Origin of the sequence: Natronorubrum tibetense GA33 (assembly GCF_000383975.1) — an archaeon.
Lineage (GTDB): Archaea > Halobacteriota > Halobacteria > Halobacteriales > Natrialbaceae > Natronorubrum > Natronorubrum tibetense.
Map to the genome: position 1 here is coordinate 1058558 of NZ_KB913017.1, position 20634 is coordinate 1079191.

At 63.0% G+C, this 20634-nt stretch carries 18 protein-coding genes; 12 read left to right on the forward strand and 6 right to left on the reverse strand.

Annotated features, from left to right (window positions below):
* The first annotated feature begins 110 nt into the window (after positions 1 to 110).
* Together NATTI_RS0105610 and NATTI_RS0105620 are read left to right on the forward strand one after the other, a co-directional pair.
* Complete coding sequence (locus NATTI_RS0105610; protein ID WP_006089031.1) at positions 111 to 1442, forward strand: DUF4397 domain-containing protein; 1332 nt, start codon at positions 111 to 113, stop codon at positions 1440 to 1442.
* A 555-nt stretch (positions 1443 to 1997) separates the two neighbouring features.
* Positions 1998 to 3257: an RNA-guided endonuclease InsQ/TnpB family protein gene (locus tag NATTI_RS0105620; RefSeq protein ID WP_006089029.1), complete on the forward strand. Its 1260-nt coding sequence runs from the start codon at positions 1998 to 2000 to the stop codon at positions 3255 to 3257.
* Between the two features lie 189 nt (positions 3258 to 3446).
* Here the strand turns inward: NATTI_RS0105620 and NATTI_RS0105630 are convergent, their stop codons facing one another.
* A complete protein-coding gene (locus NATTI_RS0105630) occupies positions 3447 to 3722 on the reverse strand; it encodes a PadR family transcriptional regulator (protein WP_006089028.1) in 276 nt (91 codons plus the stop codon).
* A gap of 178 nt (positions 3723 to 3900) precedes the next feature.
* Here NATTI_RS0105630 and NATTI_RS0105635 point away from each other — a divergent pair, with 178 nt between their 5' ends.
* Positions 3901 to 4455, forward strand: coding sequence for an NUDIX hydrolase (locus NATTI_RS0105635; protein WP_006089027.1), 555 nt, complete (start codon positions 3901 to 3903; stop codon positions 4453 to 4455).
* 55 nt (positions 4456 to 4510) lie between these two features.
* Here NATTI_RS0105635 and NATTI_RS0105640 read toward each other — a convergent pair whose 3' ends face one another.
* Both NATTI_RS0105640 and NATTI_RS0105645 read right to left on the reverse strand, forming a co-directional pair.
* The gene (locus NATTI_RS0105640) at positions 4511 to 5875 is read right to left on the reverse strand and encodes a hypothetical protein (protein ID WP_027119068.1); all 1365 of its coding nucleotides are present in this window, start codon (positions 5873 to 5875) and stop codon (positions 4511 to 4513) included.
* Between the two features lie 348 nt (positions 5876 to 6223).
* Complete coding sequence (locus NATTI_RS0105645) at positions 6224 to 7585, reverse strand: hypothetical protein (RefSeq protein ID WP_020657230.1); 1362 nt, start codon at positions 7583 to 7585, stop codon at positions 6224 to 6226.
* 325 nt (positions 7586 to 7910) lie between these two features.
* On the opposite strand from NATTI_RS0105645, the gene tgtA reads away from it, so the two are divergent.
* The 4 genes from tgtA to NATTI_RS0105665 all read left to right on the forward strand — a co-directional run bounded on the left by tgtA (position 7911) and on the right by NATTI_RS0105665 (position 13057).
* Positions 7911 to 9392, forward strand: coding sequence for a tRNA guanosine(15) transglycosylase TgtA (tgtA, locus tag NATTI_RS0105650; RefSeq protein WP_006089024.1), 1482 nt, complete (start codon positions 7911 to 7913; stop codon positions 9390 to 9392).
* A gap of 158 nt (positions 9393 to 9550) precedes the next feature.
* Positions 9551 to 11449 (forward strand): NosD domain-containing protein, encoded by a 1899-nt coding sequence (locus NATTI_RS0105655; RefSeq protein ID WP_019991668.1) that lies wholly within the window; start codon positions 9551 to 9553, stop codon positions 11447 to 11449.
* Positions 11442 to 12179 (forward strand): ABC transporter ATP-binding protein, encoded by a 738-nt coding sequence (locus NATTI_RS0105660; RefSeq protein WP_006089022.1) that lies wholly within the window; start codon positions 11442 to 11444, stop codon positions 12177 to 12179. Before NATTI_RS0105655 ends, NATTI_RS0105660 begins: the two co-directional genes overlap by 8 nt.
* Positions 12176 to 13057, forward strand: coding sequence for an ABC transporter permease (locus NATTI_RS0105665; protein ID WP_006089021.1), 882 nt, complete (start codon positions 12176 to 12178; stop codon positions 13055 to 13057). Before NATTI_RS0105660 ends, NATTI_RS0105665 begins: the two co-directional genes overlap by 4 nt.
* A gap of 54 nt (positions 13058 to 13111) precedes the next feature.
* Here NATTI_RS0105665 and NATTI_RS0105670 read toward each other — a convergent pair whose 3' ends face one another.
* Positions 13112 to 13708 (reverse strand): nitrous oxide reductase accessory protein NosL, encoded by a 597-nt coding sequence (locus NATTI_RS0105670; protein WP_006089020.1) that lies wholly within the window; start codon positions 13706 to 13708, stop codon positions 13112 to 13114.
* 136 nt (positions 13709 to 13844) lie between these two features.
* Here NATTI_RS0105670 and NATTI_RS0105675 point away from each other — a divergent pair, with 136 nt between their 5' ends.
* Positions 13845 to 14528 (forward strand): SCO family protein, encoded by a 684-nt coding sequence (locus tag NATTI_RS0105675; RefSeq protein ID WP_006089019.1) that lies wholly within the window; start codon positions 13845 to 13847, stop codon positions 14526 to 14528.
* Positions 14525 to 15343 (forward strand): sulfite exporter TauE/SafE family protein, encoded by an 819-nt coding sequence (locus NATTI_RS0105680; RefSeq protein ID WP_006089018.1) that lies wholly within the window; start codon positions 14525 to 14527, stop codon positions 15341 to 15343. The genes NATTI_RS0105675 and NATTI_RS0105680 overlap by 4 nt, the downstream gene beginning before the upstream one ends.
* A gap of 135 nt (positions 15344 to 15478) precedes the next feature.
* Here NATTI_RS0105680 and NATTI_RS0105685 read toward each other — a convergent pair whose 3' ends face one another.
* Positions 15479 to 15799, reverse strand: coding sequence for a HalOD1 output domain-containing protein (locus NATTI_RS0105685; RefSeq protein WP_006089017.1), 321 nt, complete (start codon positions 15797 to 15799; stop codon positions 15479 to 15481).
* Between the two features lie 297 nt (positions 15800 to 16096).
* Between NATTI_RS0105685 and NATTI_RS0105690 the strand changes: the two genes are divergently transcribed.
* Positions 16097 to 16459 carry a TRAM domain-containing protein gene (locus NATTI_RS0105690; RefSeq protein ID WP_006089016.1) on the forward strand — a complete coding sequence of 121 codons (363 nt, stop codon included), beginning with the start codon at positions 16097 to 16099 and terminating at the stop codon, positions 16457 to 16459.
* Positions 16460 to 16502: 43 nt separating this feature from the next.
* Here the strand turns inward: NATTI_RS0105690 and NATTI_RS0105695 are convergent, their stop codons facing one another.
* A complete protein-coding gene (locus NATTI_RS0105695) occupies positions 16503 to 17420 on the reverse strand; it encodes a DMT family transporter (RefSeq protein WP_006089015.1) in 918 nt (305 codons plus the stop codon).
* 172 nt (positions 17421 to 17592) lie between these two features.
* Here NATTI_RS0105695 and arcS point away from each other — a divergent pair, with 172 nt between their 5' ends.
* A complete protein-coding gene (gene arcS, locus NATTI_RS0105700; RefSeq protein ID WP_006089014.1) occupies positions 17593 to 19350 on the forward strand; it encodes an archaeosine synthase subunit alpha in 1758 nt (585 codons plus the stop codon).
* 369 nt (positions 19351 to 19719) lie between these two features.
* A complete protein-coding gene (locus NATTI_RS0105710) occupies positions 19720 to 20631 on the forward strand; it encodes a formyltransferase family protein (protein WP_006089013.1) in 912 nt (303 codons plus the stop codon).
* The last annotated feature ends 3 nt before the right edge of the window (positions 20632 to 20634 follow it).

The window sequence follows — 20634 nt, forward strand, 5'->3', positions numbered from 1 at the left end:
TCGATCCGTTACGAGCGTTCTACACGGACCCCGGCAGAGTAAACGGGTCGACAATCAGGGTAACTGACTGACTGGTTTTTCCCTATTTCGACCGCCGTTTTGGATGTAGTATGACTCTATCACGACGTTCGACAATCAAGGCGATCGGTATAGTTGGTGGCGGTTCGGCACTGAGCGGAACTGCACTTGCCGTCAACGAGCACGAAGATGACGAGCGAGACGTTGACGAGGAACCGGACGACGGAGAGATGGGAGCGATTCGCGTCGGTCACTTCTCACCGGACGCTCCGAACGTCGACGTCTACGTCGACGATCAGCAGATCCTCACGGACGTCGCGTACGACGAACTCTCGCCGTATCTGGAGATCGCGCCCGGGACGTACACACTGACGATCACGGCCGCCGGCGACGACGAACCGGTTTACGAGGAGAACATCCCGGTCGACACGGACTACTATACGGCCGCGGCGATCGGCGAAATCGAAGGCGACGACGGCGACGACGAAGTTGAAGGGGCGGAAACCGCCGCGTCAGTCCAGGACGACGATTACGAGGACGACGATTACGAGGACGTCGATGACGAGGACGACGATTACGAGGACGTCGATGACGAGGACGACGATTACGAGGACGTCGATGACGACTACGACGATGCCGATGACGACCTCGAAGAGGAAGCGGTTGACGACGAAGACGACGAAGACGGACCCGGAACGTTCGACGTCCTCCTGCTGTTCGACCGAGAAGCGGTCGAACAGGAGGGCACGTCACAGCTTCGACTGGTCCACGCCTCCCCCGACGCGCCCACGCTCGACATCACGGACGACCAGGGACTGCCGCTCTACGAGGATGTCGGCTTCGGCGAGCCGTCGGGATACGTGTCGTTCGAGCCCGGAGAGCAGACGCTCGAGTTGTTCGAGGCCGGCGAGAACGAGTTCGACGCGGAGTTCGACGAAGACGACCTCGAGGACCAAGAAGACGAGGAAACCGAAGAGCCGGAAACCGCCGCGTCCATCCAGGACGACGAGGACGATGACCTCGATCTGGATGACGAGGACGACGATCTCGACGAAGACGAGGTCATCGATCAGGCTGAACCCCTTTCCTCCGTCGATGTCGACCTCGAAGAGGACACGGTGTATACGGCGTTCGCGATCGGCTACTTCGAGGAGAGAGACGACCTCGACGACGACCGACCATTCGAGATTCGCGTCGCCATTGACGGAGAAGAAGAGGAGGAGGACGACCACGACGAGGCTCCCGACGAAGCCGAGCCGGACGAAGACGAAGTCGACAACGGTGAGGACGACTACGAGGACGACCCAGATGTCGATGACGACGACGATTACGAGGATGACGACGACGACGGATACGACGATTACGATGATGACGACGGGTACGACGACGAAGAGGAAGAAGAGCCGATGACAGCCGACGACTGACCGGGATATCGGCCGGTTCCGGTTCGACCGATCATTTTTCGAGCGCGATCCGACGACCGATGGCAAACGGTACAGACGAACAGCCGCCGATCGAGTTCCCGATATCGATCCCCCACAATCGTCCCCTCCGTACCAGTTCTGAGGGGAACGCGCCTCTGTGAGGTGCTCTATTCGGTGTGAGCGACGGTTACGAAAGTTCGACGAGCGGGTACAGCAGTGTCGACGCGGTGCTCAGCGATCGACCAGTGCTACTGCAGAGTGGCTGGTGGATGAACGTTCGAGACTCAGTGCCGGGACGCCGCGTCCGATTCGAACACCGGATCCGAGGTCGTTCGTCGTTGTCGAGCGACCACTCCCTCGACTGTGACCGGCGGACCACGGACGACCCGCTGATAGAAATCGCTAGCGCATACCTGCGTCTTTAGGCGCAGGTCGAGCGATAGACAGTGTTCGGCCAGTGTCCGAGAGTGGCGACCACTGGATTTCCCACGTTTACTTTCACTCCGCATGGCTGACGTATTTGCCGTCACGGAGCGTAGTGAGTACATAGAACGGATGTCTGCAGTCACAAAAACGCTGAAGTTGCGCCTCGCCAAGCCCAACTCACACAAAGAACGCAAGTTGTGTGAGACCCGCAAGGCGTACCAGCAGGCACTGCAGGCAGCCTTCGACGCCGAATGCACCACCCAGTCAGCCACCAACGACGTCGTCGTCGAGTACGACCTCTCCGGCTATGCGAAAAACGCGCTCAAACAGTATGTCCCGCAACTCTGTGGTGACAGCTACGACGCCAACGAACTTCACGACGACCACCCGGTAAAATTCACTAACGACGGTGTCCAACTCGACCACAAACCAGAGAACGGCATCGAGTGGTACGTCAAAATCCCGCACCACGAGGATTACCACCTCTGGATACCGGCACACGCCAATCCCGACCAACGAGAGTGGCTGGAAGCGGTATACGCTGACGACGCCGAGATGGGTGAAAGTCGGCTCTTCGAGCGAGATGGAACATGGTATCTCCACGTCACCGCCACTCGCGACGTGGAGGTCCAATCCGAGACGTCCGCCGACGAGCGGACGCCCATTGGCGTGGACATCGGAGAAGCGAGTCTCGTCACGGTGTGTCACCGTGATGAGAGCAAGTCTCCGGTTCGCCCTAACCTGTGGGCCGACGATGGTAAGACCGTTCGTCGGCTCCGTAAAACCTACTTCACCGCCACGAGACGACTTCAACGTCGTAGCAGTGAGCGAATCGCTGAGTCCTACGGTGACGCGCTGTGGGGTCAGATTGACGACGTGTTCCACTGTGTGACCCGCGAGGTCGTGGAGTACGCTGAGTCTGTCGAGAATCCATTACTGGTACTGGAAGACTTGACCTACATCCGTGAAAACATGGATTACGGCGAGTACATGAATCGGCGGTTGCACGGATGGGGTTTCGCCAAGCTCCACGCACAGATTCGGTACAAAGCCGCCGAGAAGGGGATTCCCGTCGAGACGGTGAATCCGCGGAACACGTCGAAAGCATGCCACGCCTGCGGTGAACACGGCTACCGGCCACGACAAGCGACGTTCCGTTGCTCGAACGACGATTGTTGGGTCAGTGAGTACCAAGCCGACGTGAATGGGGCGATAAACATCGCAGACCGCTACCGTAGTGGAGAGAGTCACTGCCGAAGCGTCCGAACTTCCCGGCAGAAGGCAAGTGACAATGACTCGACTACGGATGGGGCCTCTTTGACCGGGCCACAAGACAGCCACGCAGATGCTGAAACTCAGCAGGAGACGCGTGGAACGTATGCGTCTTGAAACTAACAGGCCGCTTCGCTCGGCCTGAAATCCTATGGTGGGATTCCTCCGCGTTCACGCGGAGGAGGAGGTCAATCCCTGTCTTCGACCGCAAGCCGTTGGTCGACGCGAGAGTTCGATCGGTGAGGAGTACCTCCAGTAGCTGTGGCCCGTCAGATGCAGCACACGGCTCGAGAAGAGCCAGGAGTGTCAGACGTCGACGTACTGGTCGACCCACTCCTGACGGCGCTGCAGGACACGTCGCCCCTTCGGGGTCAGGGCGTAGTAGTTCGTCCGACGATCGAGTTGGCCTTTCTCGACGAGTTCCTTCTCGACCAGCGTGTCGAGATTGGGATACAGCCGGCCGTGGGTGACCGGCTGATCGATGTACCGATTGATGTCGTCGAGTATCTCCTGTCCGGACGGACGGTCTTTACCTGCGATTACGTACAACAAGTCACGTTGGAAGCCAGTTAACTGATCCATGGATCACCCTCTGAATGACGACGTTCACCGATCTGTGGCTTTGTTATAGAGCAGGTACGATCGGCCGAGCGTCCGGAACGCACCGCGTAGGACCGGCTCCCGCACGGCCCAGCGCGCAGAGCGTCGACGACGACTGCGTGACGCGGCGTTTTTGACGGGCACGGCCGTACAGCCCGGTATGCCTCCGGATCCGCTCGCGTGGGAGACCCAAGATCGTCGGGTAGCCTATTCCTGCCCGGGCTTCGACATCGTTAACGAGTCCGTTCAGCTGCCCGACGGGACCGAAACCGAGTTCGACCACCTCTCCGAGCCGGCGAGCGTCTGCGTGCTCCCGTTCGCCGCCGACGGCGACGTGGTCTGCATCGAAGAGTGGCGTCAGGCCGTCTCACGGATCAACCGCGGTCTCCCCGTGGGCGGGACCGAACCGGACGACGACGATCTCGAGGCGGCCGCCCGCCGCGAACTCGCCGAAGAGACCGGCCACGAGGCCGAACGTCTCGAGCCGCTGGTGACTGTCGAGCCGGCAAACGGTATCGCGGATTCGGTGCTTCACTTCTTCGTTGCCCACGGCTGTCGGCCGACTGCCGAACAGCAACTCGACCACAACGAGAGCATCCGCGTGACCCGGCAGCCGTACGAGGAGTTGCTCGAGGCCGTCCGCGACGGCGAGATCCGCGACGGGCGGACGGTGCTCGCCGTCTCGTACTATCAGCTGCTCGAGACAGATCCCTAAAAATCGCGACGCGGTGCGATCGGTCAGCTGACCGATCGGTGGTCACGGTCGGTCCTCAATTTAGAACGCCGATCGAGCCCAGCTCATCGTCGTTCTCGTTTTCGTCGATGTCGTCATCGTCATCGGTGTCCGCCTCGTCGTCTGCCATTTCGTCGTCATCGTCGTCAGCGACGTCCTCGAGGTCGGCCGTATCGCCGAGGGTAACGGTATCGGCGTTCAAGGTATCGACCGACATTGCCGACGCGGATGCCTCGGAGACAACGACCTCGTCTTCTTCGTCAGTCGCTTCGTCGTCGGCCTCATCGTCCATCTCGTCCTCGTCGTTAGCATCGTCGTCCTCGTCGTCCTGGATGGCAGCGTCGGTCGCTGCCTCGTCGTTCTCGTCGTCAGCCGCGTCGTCTTCGTCGTCAGCTTCCTCGAGCGAGTCGATAGTCATCGAATCGATCGAGACGCTTTCGACGTCGAACTGCTCGATGGTGAGCGAGTCGACTTCGTCACCGTTCGCGTCGTTAGCCTCTTCGTCTTCGTCGTTGGCATCGGTCTCGTCATCGTCGTTGGCATCGGTCTCGTCTTCGTCAGCCTCCTCCTCGTCCTCGTCGTCGTCATCGAAGAGACCGCCGAGGAAGTCGCTAACCTGATCGATGATGCCGTCGTCCTCCTCGATCTCGAGATCGTCGACCGTCATCTGTTCGACGTCCATGGACTCGATAGTGAGCTCATGGACGGTGAGTGCGTCAGTGTCCTCGTCGAGGAAGTCGACCTCGCCGTTCTCGTCAGCCTCGTCGTCTTCCTCGTCGACGCCGACATCGTCCTCATCGTTCTCCTCCTCGTCTTGGACGGCAGCAGCGGTTTCTGCCTCGTCGTCCTCGTCAGCGTTCGCATCGTCGTCCTCAGCCTCGTCTTCGTCAACCGCTTCGTCCTCGTCGGCGTCCTCAGCCTCGTCGTCCGCAACCGGCTCGCCGTCGAGTTCGAGATCCGTGAACGAGACGTTCTCGAGTTCGAGGTGCTCGATCTCGATGTCGGAGATCGTCACCTGTTCTTCGGCGTCGGCGTCGTCGTCCAGCTCGTCGTCAGCCTCCTCGTCGTCCTGCTGGATGGCGGCGCCGGTCTCCGTTTCTTCGTCGTCAGCACCGTCCTCTTCGCCCTCGTCCGCCTCGGCTTCGTCGTCAGCCTCGTCAATCTCGTCCTCGAGTGCCTCGTCGTCGACGTCAAACTGATCGACGTTCAGTTCCTCGATCGTCGCGTTCTCGACGGTGACGTTCTCGAGTTCGAGCGTCTCGACCTGTACGTTTTCGAGTGATGCGCTCGTGTCTCCGGCGTCGTTCGCCCCTGCGGATGCGCCAGCGAGGGCGGGACCCCCCGAAACGGCAACCAGCAGCGCCACGAACACCACACCAACTGTCTGCAATCGTGAATCCATGCACTCGCTGGTACCAGCCGATCACGGCTAAAACGAGCCGACTGTTACGGCGTTATCTCGGAGAAACGCACAGTTAGCCGCCACGACGAGAGCGCTAATCTCGTGTTCATCGTGTTTCGCCCGGTAACGGCCTTCAGTGGGCGTTAACCGACCGAATCCGCCTTGTGCCTGCGATCGCTACCGACTTATCACAACCGGCGAAGAACGGACCGTTACCTGGTCCGGTCGACGGACCGAATCGCTGAGACGGGTATAGAACGGTCTCTCGAGCGAACGTGGTCCACAAAAAGAACGGCAACCGGGTAACGCGGTCAGCACCGTGCTGACCGGTGTGATACAGCGTGTCGATCAGTTCAGGACGCCGAGGATTCCGTCGTCATCCTCTTCGTCGTCGTCCTCGTCATCCTCGTCTTCATCGTCGTCGAGGAGGTCATCGTCTTCCTCGTCGTCGTCCATCTCGTCGTCATCGGCTTCCTCATCGTCGACGTCCTCGAGGTCGGCGGCGTCGCCGAGCGTCAGGGTCTCGGCGGTTGCGTCACCGACGTCGATCGTGGACGCGGAGACGTGTGCGATGGTCTCCTCGTCAGCGTCTTCGTCCTCGTCCATCTCGTCGTCAGCCTCGTCGTTTTCGTCGTCAGCTTCAGCGTCGTCGGCCTCGTCGTCATCAGCCTCGTCGTCAGCTTCCTCGACCGTCTCGACCGTCATCGAGTCGACGGTGATCTCGTCAACGTCGAACTGCTCGATGGTGAGTTCGTCGATCTGCTCTTCTTCGACGTCGTCATCCTCGTCCATTTCGTCTTCGTCGTCGACACCGACATCATCGTCCTCGTCGTCGACGCCAACGTCGTCGTCATCCTCGTCCTGGATGGCGGCGTCAGTTTCCGCCTCGTCGTCATCGTCGGCCTCCTCGTCGTCAGCGTCGTCCATCTCGTCGTCTTCGTCCATGGCGTCGTCAGCGTCCTCACCGACGGTCAGCTCGTCGATGGTCAGCGTCTCAACGTCCATGGTTTCGATGGTGAGCTCTTCGACGGTGACCTCGTCAGCGTCCTCGTCGATGAGGTCGAGTTCGTCGTCGGCCTCATCGTCCATCTCGTCTTCGTCGTCGACGCCGACGTCATCGTCCTCGTCCATCTCGTCCTCATCGTCGTCCTGAACGAGGGCATCAGTTTCCGCCTCGTCGGCGTCGTCGTCGAGGGCGTCATCCTCGTCGTCCGCATCAGCGTCCTCGAGTTCCTCGTCCTCGCTGATTTCGAGGTCCTCGATGGAGACGTCCTCGAGTTCGAGGTGCTCGATCTCGATGTCCGAGATCGTCACTTCTTCCTCGTCAGCGTCGTCGTCGACGCCGACGTCATCTTCTTCTTCGTCGTCGGCCATGTCGTCGTCATCGTCCTGAATTGCAGCGTCGGTCGCTGCCTCGTCAGTATCGTCGTCTTCGTCGTCAGCCGCGTCGTCATCAGCTTCGTCGAGTTCATCCTGAAGCGCTTGCGTGTCAGCGTCGAGTTCCTCGACGTTCAGCTCCTCTATCGTCGCGTTCTCGATCGTAACGTTATCGAGTTCGAGTGTTTCGACTTCCGTATCTTGAAGCGTTACGCTCATCTCGCCAGCATCGTCGCTCGCTCCTGATGATGCGCCTGCGAGGGCGGGACCTCCCGAAAGGGCGACCATCAGCGCGACGAACACTACACCGAGTTTCTGCGATCGTGAATCCATGCACTCTGTGCTACTGGCGGATAACGGCTAAAACGAGGCGACTGTTACGAGATTGTCTCGGGGAAAGTCACAGTTTGAAACCGTGCAACAGTCCCTAATCCGTGGTTCATCCTGTCGTCTGAAAGGACAGTATTCATCTGGGTCTGGCTACCGATTGCTGAGAAATTGCCCTTGTGCCTGCGCTCGCCACCATCTTATCGTAACCGCCCGTGATCGGGCGTCTACCGCGATGTTCGTATGTCAGGGAACGATCGAATTACGGCTCCTCGACAGTCGTCCGTCGAAAACCGTCATGACTTACGTCGGACGGTCCAACAGCCGACCAATGCGCGAGTGCTTCGAAGTCCGGGATACCGACGCCGGCGGGCGAATCGGCGAACTCACCGTCCCGAGAGCAGACGTTACCGTCGAGACACCGGCGCTCCTGCCGGTGATTAATCCGAATCTGGATACGATCGCTCCCCGTCGACTCGCCACGGAGTTCGGCGCCGAGATCCTCATCACGAACTCGTATATCATCCACGAGACCGAAGACGTCCGCGAGCGCGCCCTCGAGGACGGGCTTCACGAGTTACTCGAGTTCCCCGGCGCGATCATGACCGACTCGGGCTCCTTTCAGCTCTCCGAGTACGGCGACATCGACGTCACGACCGAGGAGATCCTCGAGTTCCAGCGCGAGATCGGCTCCGATATCGCCACGCCGGTCGACATCCCGACGCCGCCGGACGTCGACCGCGAGCGCGCCGAGGCCGAACTCGAGACGACCCAGGAACGCCTCGAACTCGCCGAGACCGTCGAGACGGGCGACATGCTCGTGTCGGCACCGGTCCAGGGGTCGACGTATCCGGACCTCCGTGAGGCGGCCGGTCGTCACGCCGATTCCACCTCGCTCGACGTCTTCCCCGTCGGCGCGGTCGTCCCGCTGATGAACGACTACCGCTACGACGACATGATCGACGTCGTCGCCGCCGCCAAGCGCGGCCTTGGTGCCGACGCGCCGGTCCACCTCTTCGGTGCCGGCCACCCGATGATGTTCGCACTCGCCGCCGCGATGGGCTGTGACCTGTTCGACTCTGCCGCCTACGCGCTCTACGCCCGCGACGATCGCTATCTCACGGTTCGAGGGACCCGTCACCTCGACGACCTCGACTACCTGCCCTGTTCGTGTCCCGTCTGTACCGAACACTCGCCCGACGACCTCCGCGCGCTCCCCGACGACGAGCGCGAGTCCGAACTCGGCGCGCACAACCTCCACGTCACCTTCGAGGAGATCCGCCGAATAAAACAGGCCATCCGCGCGGGCAACTTGCTCGAACTCGTCGAGCAGCGCGCTCGCGCCCACCCGACGATGCTCGACGGCTACCGCACCCTGCTCGATCACGCCGCCCAACTCGAGCGGAGCGACCCCGTCTCCAAGGGCTCTTTCTTCTATACCTCCGCCGAGAGCGCACGGCGGCCGGAAGTCCTGCGCCACCACCGGCGCCTCGAGCGACTCGCCGTCCCCGACTCGCTGCTCGTCACCGAGGGGAGTTCCCCGCGCGGCGACGAGTACGACGACTCCTGGCGCGTCGAGCCGCCGTTCGGTCCGTTCCCCCGCTCACTCTCGAAGAGTTACCCGCTCACCGCCGAGGTGCCCGACCGGACGGACCGCGAAGCGCTCGAGGCCGCAGCAGACGGCGTCGCTCGGCTCGCGGCGGCGAATCCGGACGCCGACATCACCCTCGGACACCGTGGCTGGCCGACCGGCGTCCTCGGTCGCCTCCCAGCAAACGTGGCGGTAATCGATCTCTCCGACACCCAGACGTAATTGTACGAAAAACTCACGGCGGGTGAGGATACAATCGGACAGTGTCAACCGTTGTCTATGAGATGATCCCGTTCTAGAAGTGTACCAGACAGTATATTCTGAACAGGTACGAAGGTTCAGTTGTGCCCGATCTGTCCACAACTAATCTCGTTATTGGATTGTTCGTCGTCATCGTTCTCGGGAGTGTCGGGCTGTTCGTCATCGACGCCGACTCGACGACACCCGATCCCGCCGCGTTCGACGATACGGTTCAGGACGGGCTCACGTTCGAGGCAGAGCTCGCACTCGGTGACGACGTCGAACTGCCTCGCATGCAGGTATTTTACTCGCAGTATCAGTACGTCGTCGGCTACTACGGCGTCGAGACGTTTGTCGAGGCCCAGCGACAGCCGGAACACGAACAGCGGTTCGGCTATCCGCAGACGACGTACGTCACCGACTACAGCGACACCAGTGTCGAGTTGACGGACGAGGGGTATCCAACCACGGAGGCACAGCCGGGGTGGACCGACGCCGAAGCGGCGTGGTTCGTCGTCGGCAGTGACGCGGAGACGCCGGCTGGAGAAACCGTCGTGCCGTTTGCCGATCAGAACGAGGCGACGTCGTTCGCCAACGAATACGGAGGCAGCGTCCACGACTGGGAGTCGGTCCTCGAGGTCGAGTTCGAGCACGACGACGCAACGGTCGCACGCGACCGAATCGACGACCGCCAGCAACTGGCCGACGAACGGATCGAGACTGCCGATCCGCTCACGGACCGGCCGACGTCGCTGACCGTCGGTGAGGATACGGAAACCGTCCAGGAGGCGCTCGAAGAGGCACCCGATAACACGACCATCGTGATCCCCGAGGGGACCTACGAGGAGACGCTCGAGATCGAGCGACCGGTTACGCTCGCCGGCAACGGTAACGTGACGCTTCGCGGTGATGGAAACGGGTCGGTTGTCACGGTCACCGCCGATCGAGTGGCGATCGAAGGCGTCGATATCGACGGCGTCGGGAACGTCACGAGAGGGGGCGACGAGCTTCCGGTCGATATCGACGACGAGGAGTGGGACGCGGCGTTCGTTCAAAATTACGCCGGCACCGACGCCGGAGTCGCGGCCTACACCGCCGACGAACTTCTGGTTCAGGACGTCGACATCGACACACCTGCAAGCGGGATAATCGCCTACGATAGTACCGATGCCGTCGTTCGAAACGTCACGGTTTTCGGACCCGACGACCCGACGAACGGACTCGCCGGCGTGCTGGCGTTTCAGTCCTCAGCGGTAGTCGAGAACTCGACGATCCACGGGACACCCAACGGTGTGTACCTCTACCGTTCTCCGACGACGGTCGTCCGTTCGAACACGCTAGCGGGCAACCAGTTGGGGATCCATCTGATGCACACGGACGATACGCTCCTCGCGGACAACGAGTTGCGAGACCAGCACAACACCGGACTCTACATCATGACCGGTCCGGAACGAAACGCGGTCGTCGGAAACTCGTTCCACGACGCGCCAGTCGGTCTCAACGTCGTCGGGACCAACACGTACGTCGCGGACAACTTCGTCGAAGGTGCCGAAATCGGGATGCGTATCGGCACGACGTCCTCGATCTACGAGGGTAACGTCATCGCCGGCAACGACATGGGAGTACGCGTCACGGCCACGCTCCCGACGAATCAGGTTACCGGGAACGACTTCGTCGGAAACGACGAGCACGCCATCGCCGGTACCGGGTCGCTACGGATCTGGAGCGACGGTAACACCGGAAATTACTGGCAAGGGGGTGCTGGAGTCGCCGACGGCAATCGGTCTGATCGGTCGTACACGCCGACCAACCCCATCGACAGCCAGTTACACGTGACCGACGGAACGCCGACGCTCGTCCGAGCACCGGCACTCAAGGCGCTTGCCGGCCTCGAAGGGTCGGTGCCCGGAATGCGAACCGGGAGTATCGTCGACCAGGCACCGGCCTGCGAGCCAACCAATCCGGAGCGACTCGAGGGGACCGAGTGGGACGCCCACGCCTGGCCCTGCTACGAGACGACGCGAACGACCAATGACTGACGCACACCCAACACTCGAGGCAGACGGCATCGATCACGACTACGGGACAGTCTCCGTCCTAGAAGACGTTTCAGCGACCGTACCTCGTGGAGCGGTAACGGCTCTGATCGGGCCGAACGGCTCGGGCAAGACGACGCTAATTCGTGCACTTGCCGGACTCCACGAGCCTACGGGAGGGACAATCACATATCACGGGCCTGAGACTGCCCGCCGAATCGGGTATCTTCCACAGCATCCTGCATTCCGACCCGGATTCACGTGTCGGGAGACGCTTCGGTTTTACGCGTCACTCGTCGGTGCCGGTGACTCGGCCGCGATGAAACACCTGGACCGTGTTGGGCTCGTGGATGCAGCCGATCGACCCGTCGAGGCGCTCTCCGGTGGGATGACACGACTGCTCGGGATCGCACAGGCGACGATCGGCGATCCGCCCGTCGTCGTGCTCGACGAACCCGGGAGCGGACTGGACCCGGGGATGAGCGCCCACGTCTTCGACGTCGCAGCCGACCTCGCCGACGACGGCATCGCGGTCCTGTTGAGCTCCCACGACCTGGAACTCGTCGAACGCGTCGCCGACCAGGTACTGGTGCTCTCCGACGGACAGATCGTCCAGCGAGGATCCACGACGGCCCTCGAGGCTCGATACGGCGTCGACTCGCTGTGGTCGGTTTACGAGAACGCCATCGGGGGCGACCTCGACACCGTTCGCGTCCAGGGTGGGCACGCATGACCGAGGACGGAGCGGCGGCCAGCCGGGACGAACGGGCCCCGACCGACCACCAACCACCGACGGCTCCGGGATCGATGCGACTCCTCGAGACGATCGTCCGGCGAGAACTGCAAACGCTCGCCCGCACCCGGACGTTCTACGTGCTCGCGATTGCGTTCGCCGCCGTCGTACTGGGCATCGCCTGGGTCGGCGAGAGTGTGCGAGCGGGCTACGTTCCGACGCTGGTCGACCTGCTCACTCCACTGGAATTGCTCGTCCCAGTTGTCGCCGTCGCGTTCGGATACCGTGCCATCCTCGGCGACGAGCAGCGGGGTGAACTGGACGTCCTGGAGACGTATCCCGTCTCGAGTCGCGAGATCGTCCTCGGCGTCTACATCGGGCGGGCGATCGGCCTCCTCACCGTCGTCGTCGTCCCGCTCGTCCTCGCCGGGCTCGCCGTCGCGGTCACCGAGAGCGACGTCCTAACGATCTACGCCTCGCACGCGGGCGCTGACTCCCCGATCCTGTTTGCCCGGTTCGTCGTCCTGACTGCGCTGTTCGCGCTGGCGGTGCTCGGCGTTGCCATCGCGATTTCGGCGATCGTAAGCGGGACGCGAAGCGCACTCGCTCTCGCGGTTGTCGCGCTCGTCGTCCTTCTGGTCGGCCTGGACCTCGCGCTCGCATACGGGTTCTCCGCCGGGATAATCGGCGACGGCGGACTCGTCCACTCGCTCGCGCTCAGTCCGCTCAGCGCCTACCGGGGGCTCGTCTTCGAGAGCGCCGTCGTCGTCGCCGCGGGTACCGGCCCGGCGGTCGCCGCGCCCGTCTCGAGTCTCGTGAGTCTCGTCGTCTGGACGGCCGGCTCGCTCGCGCTCGCGACGTGGGCCGTAAATCGGTGACATCGCCTCGGAAACCGTCTTCTCGAAAACAGTGACTGCGCCGCGTCGCCGCGCTTACATCAGGGACATGATGAGGTCCTGCGTCACCTCATCGTGGTCGTAGAGTTCGCCGCCGTACTCCGCCTGAAAGTCGTCGGCTTCGTCGGCGTCGCTGAACGGAATCAGCGAGCCTCCCATCGCCCCCTCCACCTCGCTGTCGCCGACCAGGGTGAGCTCCGTTGCGTTGCCAAAAGCGTCGGCCTCGAGGTGTCGAGTTGGCACGGGTGCGTCATCGCCGTCTTCGATCTCGTAGTCGACCGCCGAGTAGTCGGTCAGGTAGGTGACGGTCGGTTCGGCCTCGCCCTCGTTGTCGAAGGTAAACGCGTACGTACACAGCGAACTGCAGAACTGTGCCGGACGGTCCTCGTCGAGGTCCTCGTCGAAGACTTCCGTCGGTTCCTCGTAGTGTGTCTGGCCGGCCGGACCGGGGTGGCTTCCGATCCGCATCGTACAGTTATCACAGTCCTGATCATCGTCGATCTCGATCGCGTCTGGAACGCTGGCCTCCTCGCCGTCGAGGCAGCCGGCGACCGCGCCGAGACAGACTGTCCCAACGCTGCCCAGGACGGTTCGTCGAGTCACGATCCGACCGGTCGTGTCGGTTGAATCCATACTCGAGATTGGAAGTCCCGAGGTAAACCTAATCTGGTCTAATTCACGAAACTGACCGTCAGAACCGCTCACAGTGGGTTCGTCTTCGATAGTCCTACCAGACGCTACTTGATCGGGTCGTCCTTAGAGACGACCGATGCACCGACGATCGATTCTCGCTACAGGCGCAAGCGTCGGCACCGGGCTCGTTGCAGGCTGTCTGACCGAGCGAATCGCCGGCGACGAGACGGCCGACGAGGCAGTACTCGAGCCGCCGGAGGAGGAACACGCACACGGCGACGACTACGCGTACCCGACGTACGGCGATCCGTTTCCGACCATCGAACTCCAGGATCCGCTGGCGGAGACGACCGTCGATACCGGGACGATCGACGACGAGTGTCTGGTCTGTACCGCGTTCTACGCGACGTGTCCGGCCGAGTGTATCCCCCTGATGAACGCCATCGCTACAGTTCAAGAACAGAGCGTCGAGCGGGAGATCGACGACGCGGTCCGATTCCTGGCGATCACCTTCGATCCGGACCGAGACACCCCCGAGGAACTCCGCGACCACGCCGCGATGGTCGAGGCCGACCTCGAACGGGGCAACTGGCACTACCTCCGACCGGCCGACGCCGCGGAGGCCGAGTCGGTCGTCAACGACGACCTCGGGATCCTCTACGAACGCGAGGGCGACGGACCGATGGCGGAGTTCGCCCACATTACGGTCACGTTCCTCGTCAACCCCGATGGCTACGTCGAACGGAGCTATCGGGGCGAGAGCCCGGACGTCGACCGGATCAGTGACGACCTCGAGGCGGTCGTCGACGCGATGGAATGACACAGACGTGTCACGACCCCGGGCTCGACCCGACCGCCGTCGAGCCCGTCGGACTCGTGGTCTTCGTCCTGATCGGGCTGTTCGGCGGGGCCCACTGTCTGGGGATGTGTGGCCCGCTCGTAACCACCTACGCGGATCGCCTCCGCGATGCAGGCGACGGGGCCCGGACTCGACGAGACGATACCGTCACGCTCCGGGCGGTTCGCCAGCACGCGCTGTTCAATCTCGGCCGAACGATTAGCTACGCGCTTCTCGGCGGGCTCTTCGGCCTCGTGGGCTCGCTCGTATTCGTCACGCCGCGGGCGGTTACCGGCGTCGTAACGGACATCCACGCAGTTGCCGGGATCGTCGTCGGCGGACTGATCGTCGCGATGGGGATCCACTACCTGTTCGGACGGGGCGTGTTCGGCGGCTCCGTCGGCACGTCGCTTTTCGACCCCGTTCTCGGTCGCGCACAGCGGTGGCTGCTCAAGCGCATCGACGCGTGGGTGAACGACGGCCGCATCCTCGGTCTGGGCGCGGCTCACGGGCTGTTCCCCTGTCCCATCCTCTATCCCGCCTTCCTCTACGCGTTCGTCCAGGGGTCGCCGATGGGCGGGGCCGCCGCACTGGCCGCCCTGGGCGCCGGGACGATTCCCGCGCTGTTCCTCTACGGGACGCTCTTTCAGTCGCTCAGCGTCGAACGGAGGATCGCGCTGCACCGCGTCCTCGGCCTGGTGTTCGTCGTGCTCGGCTACGTGCCGCTCCAGCACGGTCTCGCGGTCCTGGGCGTTCCCGCACCGTCGCTACCGATTCCCTACTATCAGCCGTTATAAAACAGGTAACACTGGACTCGATCCGATCTCGAATCGCCGCGTCGTCGGAACCGCTGAGAGGGCCATCCTACCGGGTTTCCAGTGGGACCACAGCAGGGTCGCGGTTGCATCGGTACCGACGGACAACGGGCCGTCTCAGGCTTCGGGCTGGGACGTGTCCGCGGCGACCCTGGCCGGTTCGGCTGCGAGCGTCCCGTCGATCGCGATCTCGAGGCAGTCACCGTGCGTAACGGTGATGTCGTGGCCGTCGTAGGTAAACTCGAGTTCGCCACATCGCGGGCCGCCGCGTCGCGTCGGCTCGAACAGCGCGTCCAGTGCATCGGGATCGATCCACTCGTAGAGCGGCGGGAGTTCGGTCGGAGCGACGCCGCGTCGCGTCGAAACTGCGGTGATGACCGCAATGCTCACGGACTCGTCGAACCCGTTGTCAGTGGAACCGATGGATGTGTTGTTCACGCCGTATCCAAACGGACGGGCAGATAAAAGGATGGCGTCGATACGACCACACTGACTGAATTATTCGAGCGATAGTTTTGTGCTTCAAACATTCGTGGCGTCTCAAGAGTCTTATCTATTCATTCGTCCGCCCCAAATTGTCATTGCGACGGTCTCGGCCAGGCAGACGGGCATCGCGACGGTGTCGCGAACGACGCCTGTCGGGGCGGCCGTGTCGATCCTGAACGACCACCGGCCGTCGACACCCAGCGATCGAACATCAGAACAGCAAAGGTGTCGGCGGCGTCTGGTTCGCGTATGCTCGGGGTCACGTCGCTCGTGCTCGGTTTGATCGTCTTCGTGCTGTTCGGGTCGTGGCTGGTCAGGCGATTCCGGGGCGGGAGCCAGTCGACAGCGCAACGGGAGTCGTACGAACGCCACAAGGACGCCCAGCAGCGCGAGCCCCCGGTCGATATCGGCGACGTCCGGGAGGTCGGCGTCCAGGAGTTCTCCGAACACCACTCCGGCGAGCAACAGGCCGTCTGCAAGATTGAGGGGTTCGTCGTCTTCGTCGAGGACATCCCGAGCGACGTCGCGGTCGGTGACGTCCTCGAGGTCAAGGTCCTCTCGTTCAACCGCGGTCACACCTCCGCGACGGCGACGTTCGTCGCTCGAGCCTGAGTGGCGAGGCGGTTCAACTCTCTTTTCGCGAAGCGCTTCCCCCTCATCCCGACAGCGAGACGAGCGTTGCGCCGACCACGACGACCAGCGCCGCGACGCCGACGGGCCAGGTGACGCGCTCGAGTCGCCGCGGCAGGAACAGCACCGAGAGAACCACCACGAGCAGCGGCGTCAGCTGTAGTAAGGGCATGACTACGACCACGGGGGCGATCTCGAGGGCCGCGAAGTAGGCGACGAAGCCGACGGTCGTCGAGATCCCGCCCGCGACGAACCAACCGGTAGAGGCGGCGCGGATCGGTATCGGCCGTAACGAGTCGGTCCAGCGGAGGTAGCCGACGAAACCGACCGTCGCGACAACCGCCATGACGACGATTCCGGGCAGCGTCGGCGTTCCCGCGGCGAGCCCCATCGAGATGAAGATCGGCTCGATTCCGATGCAGGCGGCGGCGACCAGCGGCACGACGAGCGTCGCGCCGGTCTCCCGAATCGACTGCTCGGGACCCGTCGCGGCCGCGGTTTCCCACGAGACGACGGCGATGCCCGCGACGATCAGGACGATTCCGGCGAAGTGGACGGCCGTCAGTCGCTCCTCGAGAAAGACCACGGCGAACACCGTCGCGAAGAAGACGTTCGAGGCGATCACGGGCGACGTGAGGTTCGCGCCGATCTCCTGGATACTCTTGAACGTCAGCAGACGAGCGACGAACATCCCGGCGAGGCCGGCCGCGCCGAACGAGGCGACCGAGTAGGGCGTGAACAGATCCACGTAGGGCGGCGAGTACAGCACCAGCACGGGCGGCGTAAGCAGCGCGATGTTACAGCCCAGGACGACGAGCACTCCATCTGTGACCTCGCCGGTCTCCGTTCCGAGCCGTGCGAAAAGAAACTGTCCCGCAAACCCTACCGCGGCGACGCTCGCCAACAGTACGCCGAGCAGCGAGTCCGACACCTCGAGGACCATGCGCCCCGGTTTCGAGTGCGGGTGGATAACGGCACCGAACACCGATTCCGCTCGCACTCTCGATCCATCGATCGCTCGGACCACCGGCACCGTCGTTCGGAACGCACAGTCGAGCCCACGGGGCGAACCGCGACCGACAGCCTCTTTCACCCTCCCGCTCGCAGGTTCAGGTATGACCGATTATTTCGAAGTCCACGAGCGCGACGGGGCCGCTCGCGTGGGCGAACTCCGCCTCGAGTCGCCCGTGACGACCCCCGCGCTCGTCGACGACGTCCTCGAGGACGCGGGATCGCTCTGGAGCGCCGACCGGACCGTCCCCGATGGCGACGAGTCGACGCTCACCGTCCTCCCCCACCGGGCGTTCCCCGGCGGCACCGCCGCGGAAGTCCAGGATTCCTTCGCCGTCGACTCGCCCGACGTCGACTATCCGAGCGTCGCCGTCGTTTCGAGCGAGAGTGCGACGAATGAGGGGACGGACGCCTACGCCGTCTCCGACGTCCAGTCGGTCACGGGCCACGGCGCGGCGCTCGTCGAGGCCGTCGTGAACGTTCGCGAAGCGATTCCCGCCGACACCGCGCTGTACTTCTCCGGCGTCGCAACGCCGCGCAACGTCGCCGTGCTCGCTTACGCCGGCGTCGATCTCTTCGACGAGACCGCAGCCGTCGTGAAAGGGACCGAGGGCCGATACCTGACGACCGACGAGGCGTACTTCCTCGAGGACTTAGAGGAACTCCCCTGCTCGTGTCCGGCCTGCCAGCAGCCTCGCGAGGAGTTCACCCGCGAGGACTGCGCCGAGCACAACGCCAACGCGCTGCGAGCCGAACTCGGCATTGTGCGCCGTCGCATTCGAGACGGGCGGCTGCGAGATTACGTCGAAGGTCAGGCCCGCCAGGACCAGTGGCTCACCGCCTCGATGCGCGAACTCGACTCGCAGTGGGGCTACCTCGAGGAGCGCACGCCCATCCTGCGCGACGCTCAGATCAACGCCGCGACCTCGGATACGATTCGGCGCGTCGAGATCCAGCGCTACGCGGACCGGGTGACGAGCCGCTACCGAAATCGGTTCCAGAACCCGCTCGTGCTGGTCCCCTGCTCGGCGGCGAAACCCTACAGTGAGTCCCAGAGCCACCGCCAGTTCCACGACGCCATCCAGTGGCGCGGCCACCTCGTTTCGATGACGAGTCCGATCGGGGTCGTCCCCCAGGAACTCGAGACGACCTACCCGGCCCAACACTACGACACCGTGGTCACGGGCCGCTGGTCCGAAGAGGAGAAGCGATTCGTGAGCGACGTCTTACAGCGGTATCTCGAGCGCAACGACTACCCCGAAATCATCGCCCACGTTCCCGACGAGGGCTACCGCGATATCGTCGGCCGCGTCGAGGAGGAACTGGACCTCGAGGTCACCTACACCGTCCCCGAGGGCGGCCACCCGACCGACGAGGCGTCGCTCGCGAATCTCTCGAGTGCGCTGTCCGGCCAACTGAAGTACTCGAAACGGGAGCGCGAGCACAACACCGTCCGCGCGATCGCGGACTACCTGCTCGGCGACGGCGCGGGCGACGACCTCTTCGCGGAGATGCAGACGACGAGTCGCTACCCGAAGATTCAGGTTCGCGACAGCGAGGAGACGCAACTCGCAACGATGGTGCCCCAGTACGGAACGCTTTCGTTCACCCTCGAGGGGGCGAAACGTTGGGTTAACAGCGACGTGCCGACGAAACGGGTGGAGATCGACGGCTTCGTTCCGCACGGAAGCGTCCTCGCGCCGGGGATCGTCGACGCCGACGCAGAGATCCGCGTCGGCGACGAGGTCGTCGTCGAGGGGCCGAAAGCGTTCGGTATCGGTCGCGCGGAGATGTTCGGCCGCGAGATGTGCGAGAGCACGCGCGGCATCGCCGCCGAAATTCGCCACGTCGAAGAGAAGTAACGACGACGTAGCGACCACTGTCCCACTCGAGGATCACCAGCCTGGACACGATTTGAGCAGGTGCTCGCGATAGACGGCCGCGGGAACGATCTCGCCGCAGCGTTCGCACTCGCGGTCGCCGACTGTTTCGTCGGTCGCGCGGCCCGCAGACCGGCGTTGTCAGTCACGGCGATGCGTTCGGTGGACACGTCCCTGATCGTTTCGAGTCCGGGACACGGTCGGTGTCGTATTCTTTGAAGAGTACGTGAACAAGTACGGCACCAATAACCGATTGTCCGGAGATAAATCCGTTCTATTGATCGATGTTACGCGTATAACTGCCGATCATGGTGTTGGTAACTAAAGCCCCAACTGAGAACTCAATGTCATATGTCCGCCTCAGTGACGGTCGGTATTCTAGCCGAACCGTTCTGTTATCGGTGGCAGGTCCGCGCGATCGAACGGCTCAAGCGAGAGTTCGACGTGACGGTGTCGCTGGTCGTCTCCAACGCGAGCAACACGGACGCAGAAGCTGAGTCGTGGAACGAGAAGGCGCGAATCGAACTGGATGACTTCGTCCAGTTCGCCGACGTCATCCAGCGGGAACGGGCGTGGACGTTCGTCCTCGCCGAACGGACGCTCGGTCGAACGCTCGGCGACGAGCACCGTCTCTGGCACCGCCACTCCCTCGAGAACGTCGACTGTCTCGCCGACGCCGAGTTCGTCCCCTGTGAACCGCGAACCGAGAACGGCTGGAACGAACTTCCAGACGATGTCGTCTCGCGGCTCGCTGCCGACTGCGATGTCGTGATCCGCTTCGGGTTCGGTCTTATCCGTGGCGACGTGCTGACCGCACCTGAACACGGTGTCCTGAGCTTCCACCCCGCGGATATCCGGCGGTATCGAGGCATGGGTCCCCCAGTAATCTATCGCGACGGACGGGATCGTGCCGGCGCGACGCTCCAGCGTCTCGACGAGTCGATCGACGGCGGGGAAATCGTGGCCTACGACGACGTCTCGCTCCGTGGTTGTCACACGCTTTGGGACGTCTTCGATCGACTGGCTGAACTCCAGATCCGTCTCCTGCCCGTCGGCGTTTCGAACGTGTGTGATCCCGAGTTCGAACCCGAGACCGTCCCCGACGATCAACTCGGCGAGTTCTACGCCCGCGACCAGCGGCGAACGCTCGGCTTTTCGGGCCGGGTGCTAGTGAAGAATGTCATCGGGCGCGTTCGACGGCGACTCGAGCACGCGCGACCCCCGACGGAGACGCCAGATCGGCCGACCCAATCGTCTAACTGACCT

Coding starts and splice junctions, on each gene's coding strand:
- NATTI_RS0105640 (WP_027119068.1), bottom strand. CDS start 5,875: ATGGATTCACGATTGCAGACAGTTGGTGTGGTGTTCGTGGCGCTGCTG.
- NATTI_RS0105665 (WP_006089021.1), top strand. CDS start 12,176: ATGACCGAGGACGGAGCGGCGGCCAGCCGGGACGAACGGGCCCCGACC.
- NATTI_RS0105620 (WP_006089029.1), top strand. CDS start 1,998: ATGTCTGCAGTCACAAAAACGCTGAAGTTGCGCCTCGCCAAGCCCAAC.
- NATTI_RS0105695 (WP_006089015.1), bottom strand. CDS start 17,420: ATGGTCCTCGAGGTGTCGGACTCGCTGCTCGGCGTACTGTTGGCGAGC.
- NATTI_RS0105680 (WP_006089018.1), top strand. CDS start 14,525: ATGACACAGACGTGTCACGACCCCGGGCTCGACCCGACCGCCGTCGAG.
- NATTI_RS0105635 (WP_006089027.1), top strand. CDS start 3,901: ATGCCTCCGGATCCGCTCGCGTGGGAGACCCAAGATCGTCGGGTAGCC.
- tgtA (WP_006089024.1), top strand. CDS start 7,911: ATGCGCGAGTGCTTCGAAGTCCGGGATACCGACGCCGGCGGGCGAATC.
- NATTI_RS0105675 (WP_006089019.1), top strand. CDS start 13,845: ATGCACCGACGATCGATTCTCGCTACAGGCGCAAGCGTCGGCACCGGG.
- NATTI_RS0105690 (WP_006089016.1), top strand. CDS start 16,097: ATGCTCGGGGTCACGTCGCTCGTGCTCGGTTTGATCGTCTTCGTGCTG.
- NATTI_RS0105660 (WP_006089022.1), top strand. CDS start 11,442: ATGACTGACGCACACCCAACACTCGAGGCAGACGGCATCGATCACGAC.
- NATTI_RS0105630 (WP_006089028.1), bottom strand. CDS start 3,722: ATGGATCAGTTAACTGGCTTCCAACGTGACTTGTTGTACGTAATCGCA.
- arcS (WP_006089014.1), top strand. CDS start 17,593: ATGACCGATTATTTCGAAGTCCACGAGCGCGACGGGGCCGCTCGCGTG.
- NATTI_RS0105670 (WP_006089020.1), bottom strand. CDS start 13,708: ATGGATTCAACCGACACGACCGGTCGGATCGTGACTCGACGAACCGTC.
- NATTI_RS0105610 (WP_006089031.1), top strand. CDS start 111: ATGACTCTATCACGACGTTCGACAATCAAGGCGATCGGTATAGTTGGT.
- NATTI_RS0105710 (WP_006089013.1), top strand. CDS start 19,720: ATGTCCGCCTCAGTGACGGTCGGTATTCTAGCCGAACCGTTCTGTTAT.
- NATTI_RS0105645 (WP_020657230.1), bottom strand. CDS start 7,585: ATGGATTCACGATCGCAGAAACTCGGTGTAGTGTTCGTCGCGCTGATG.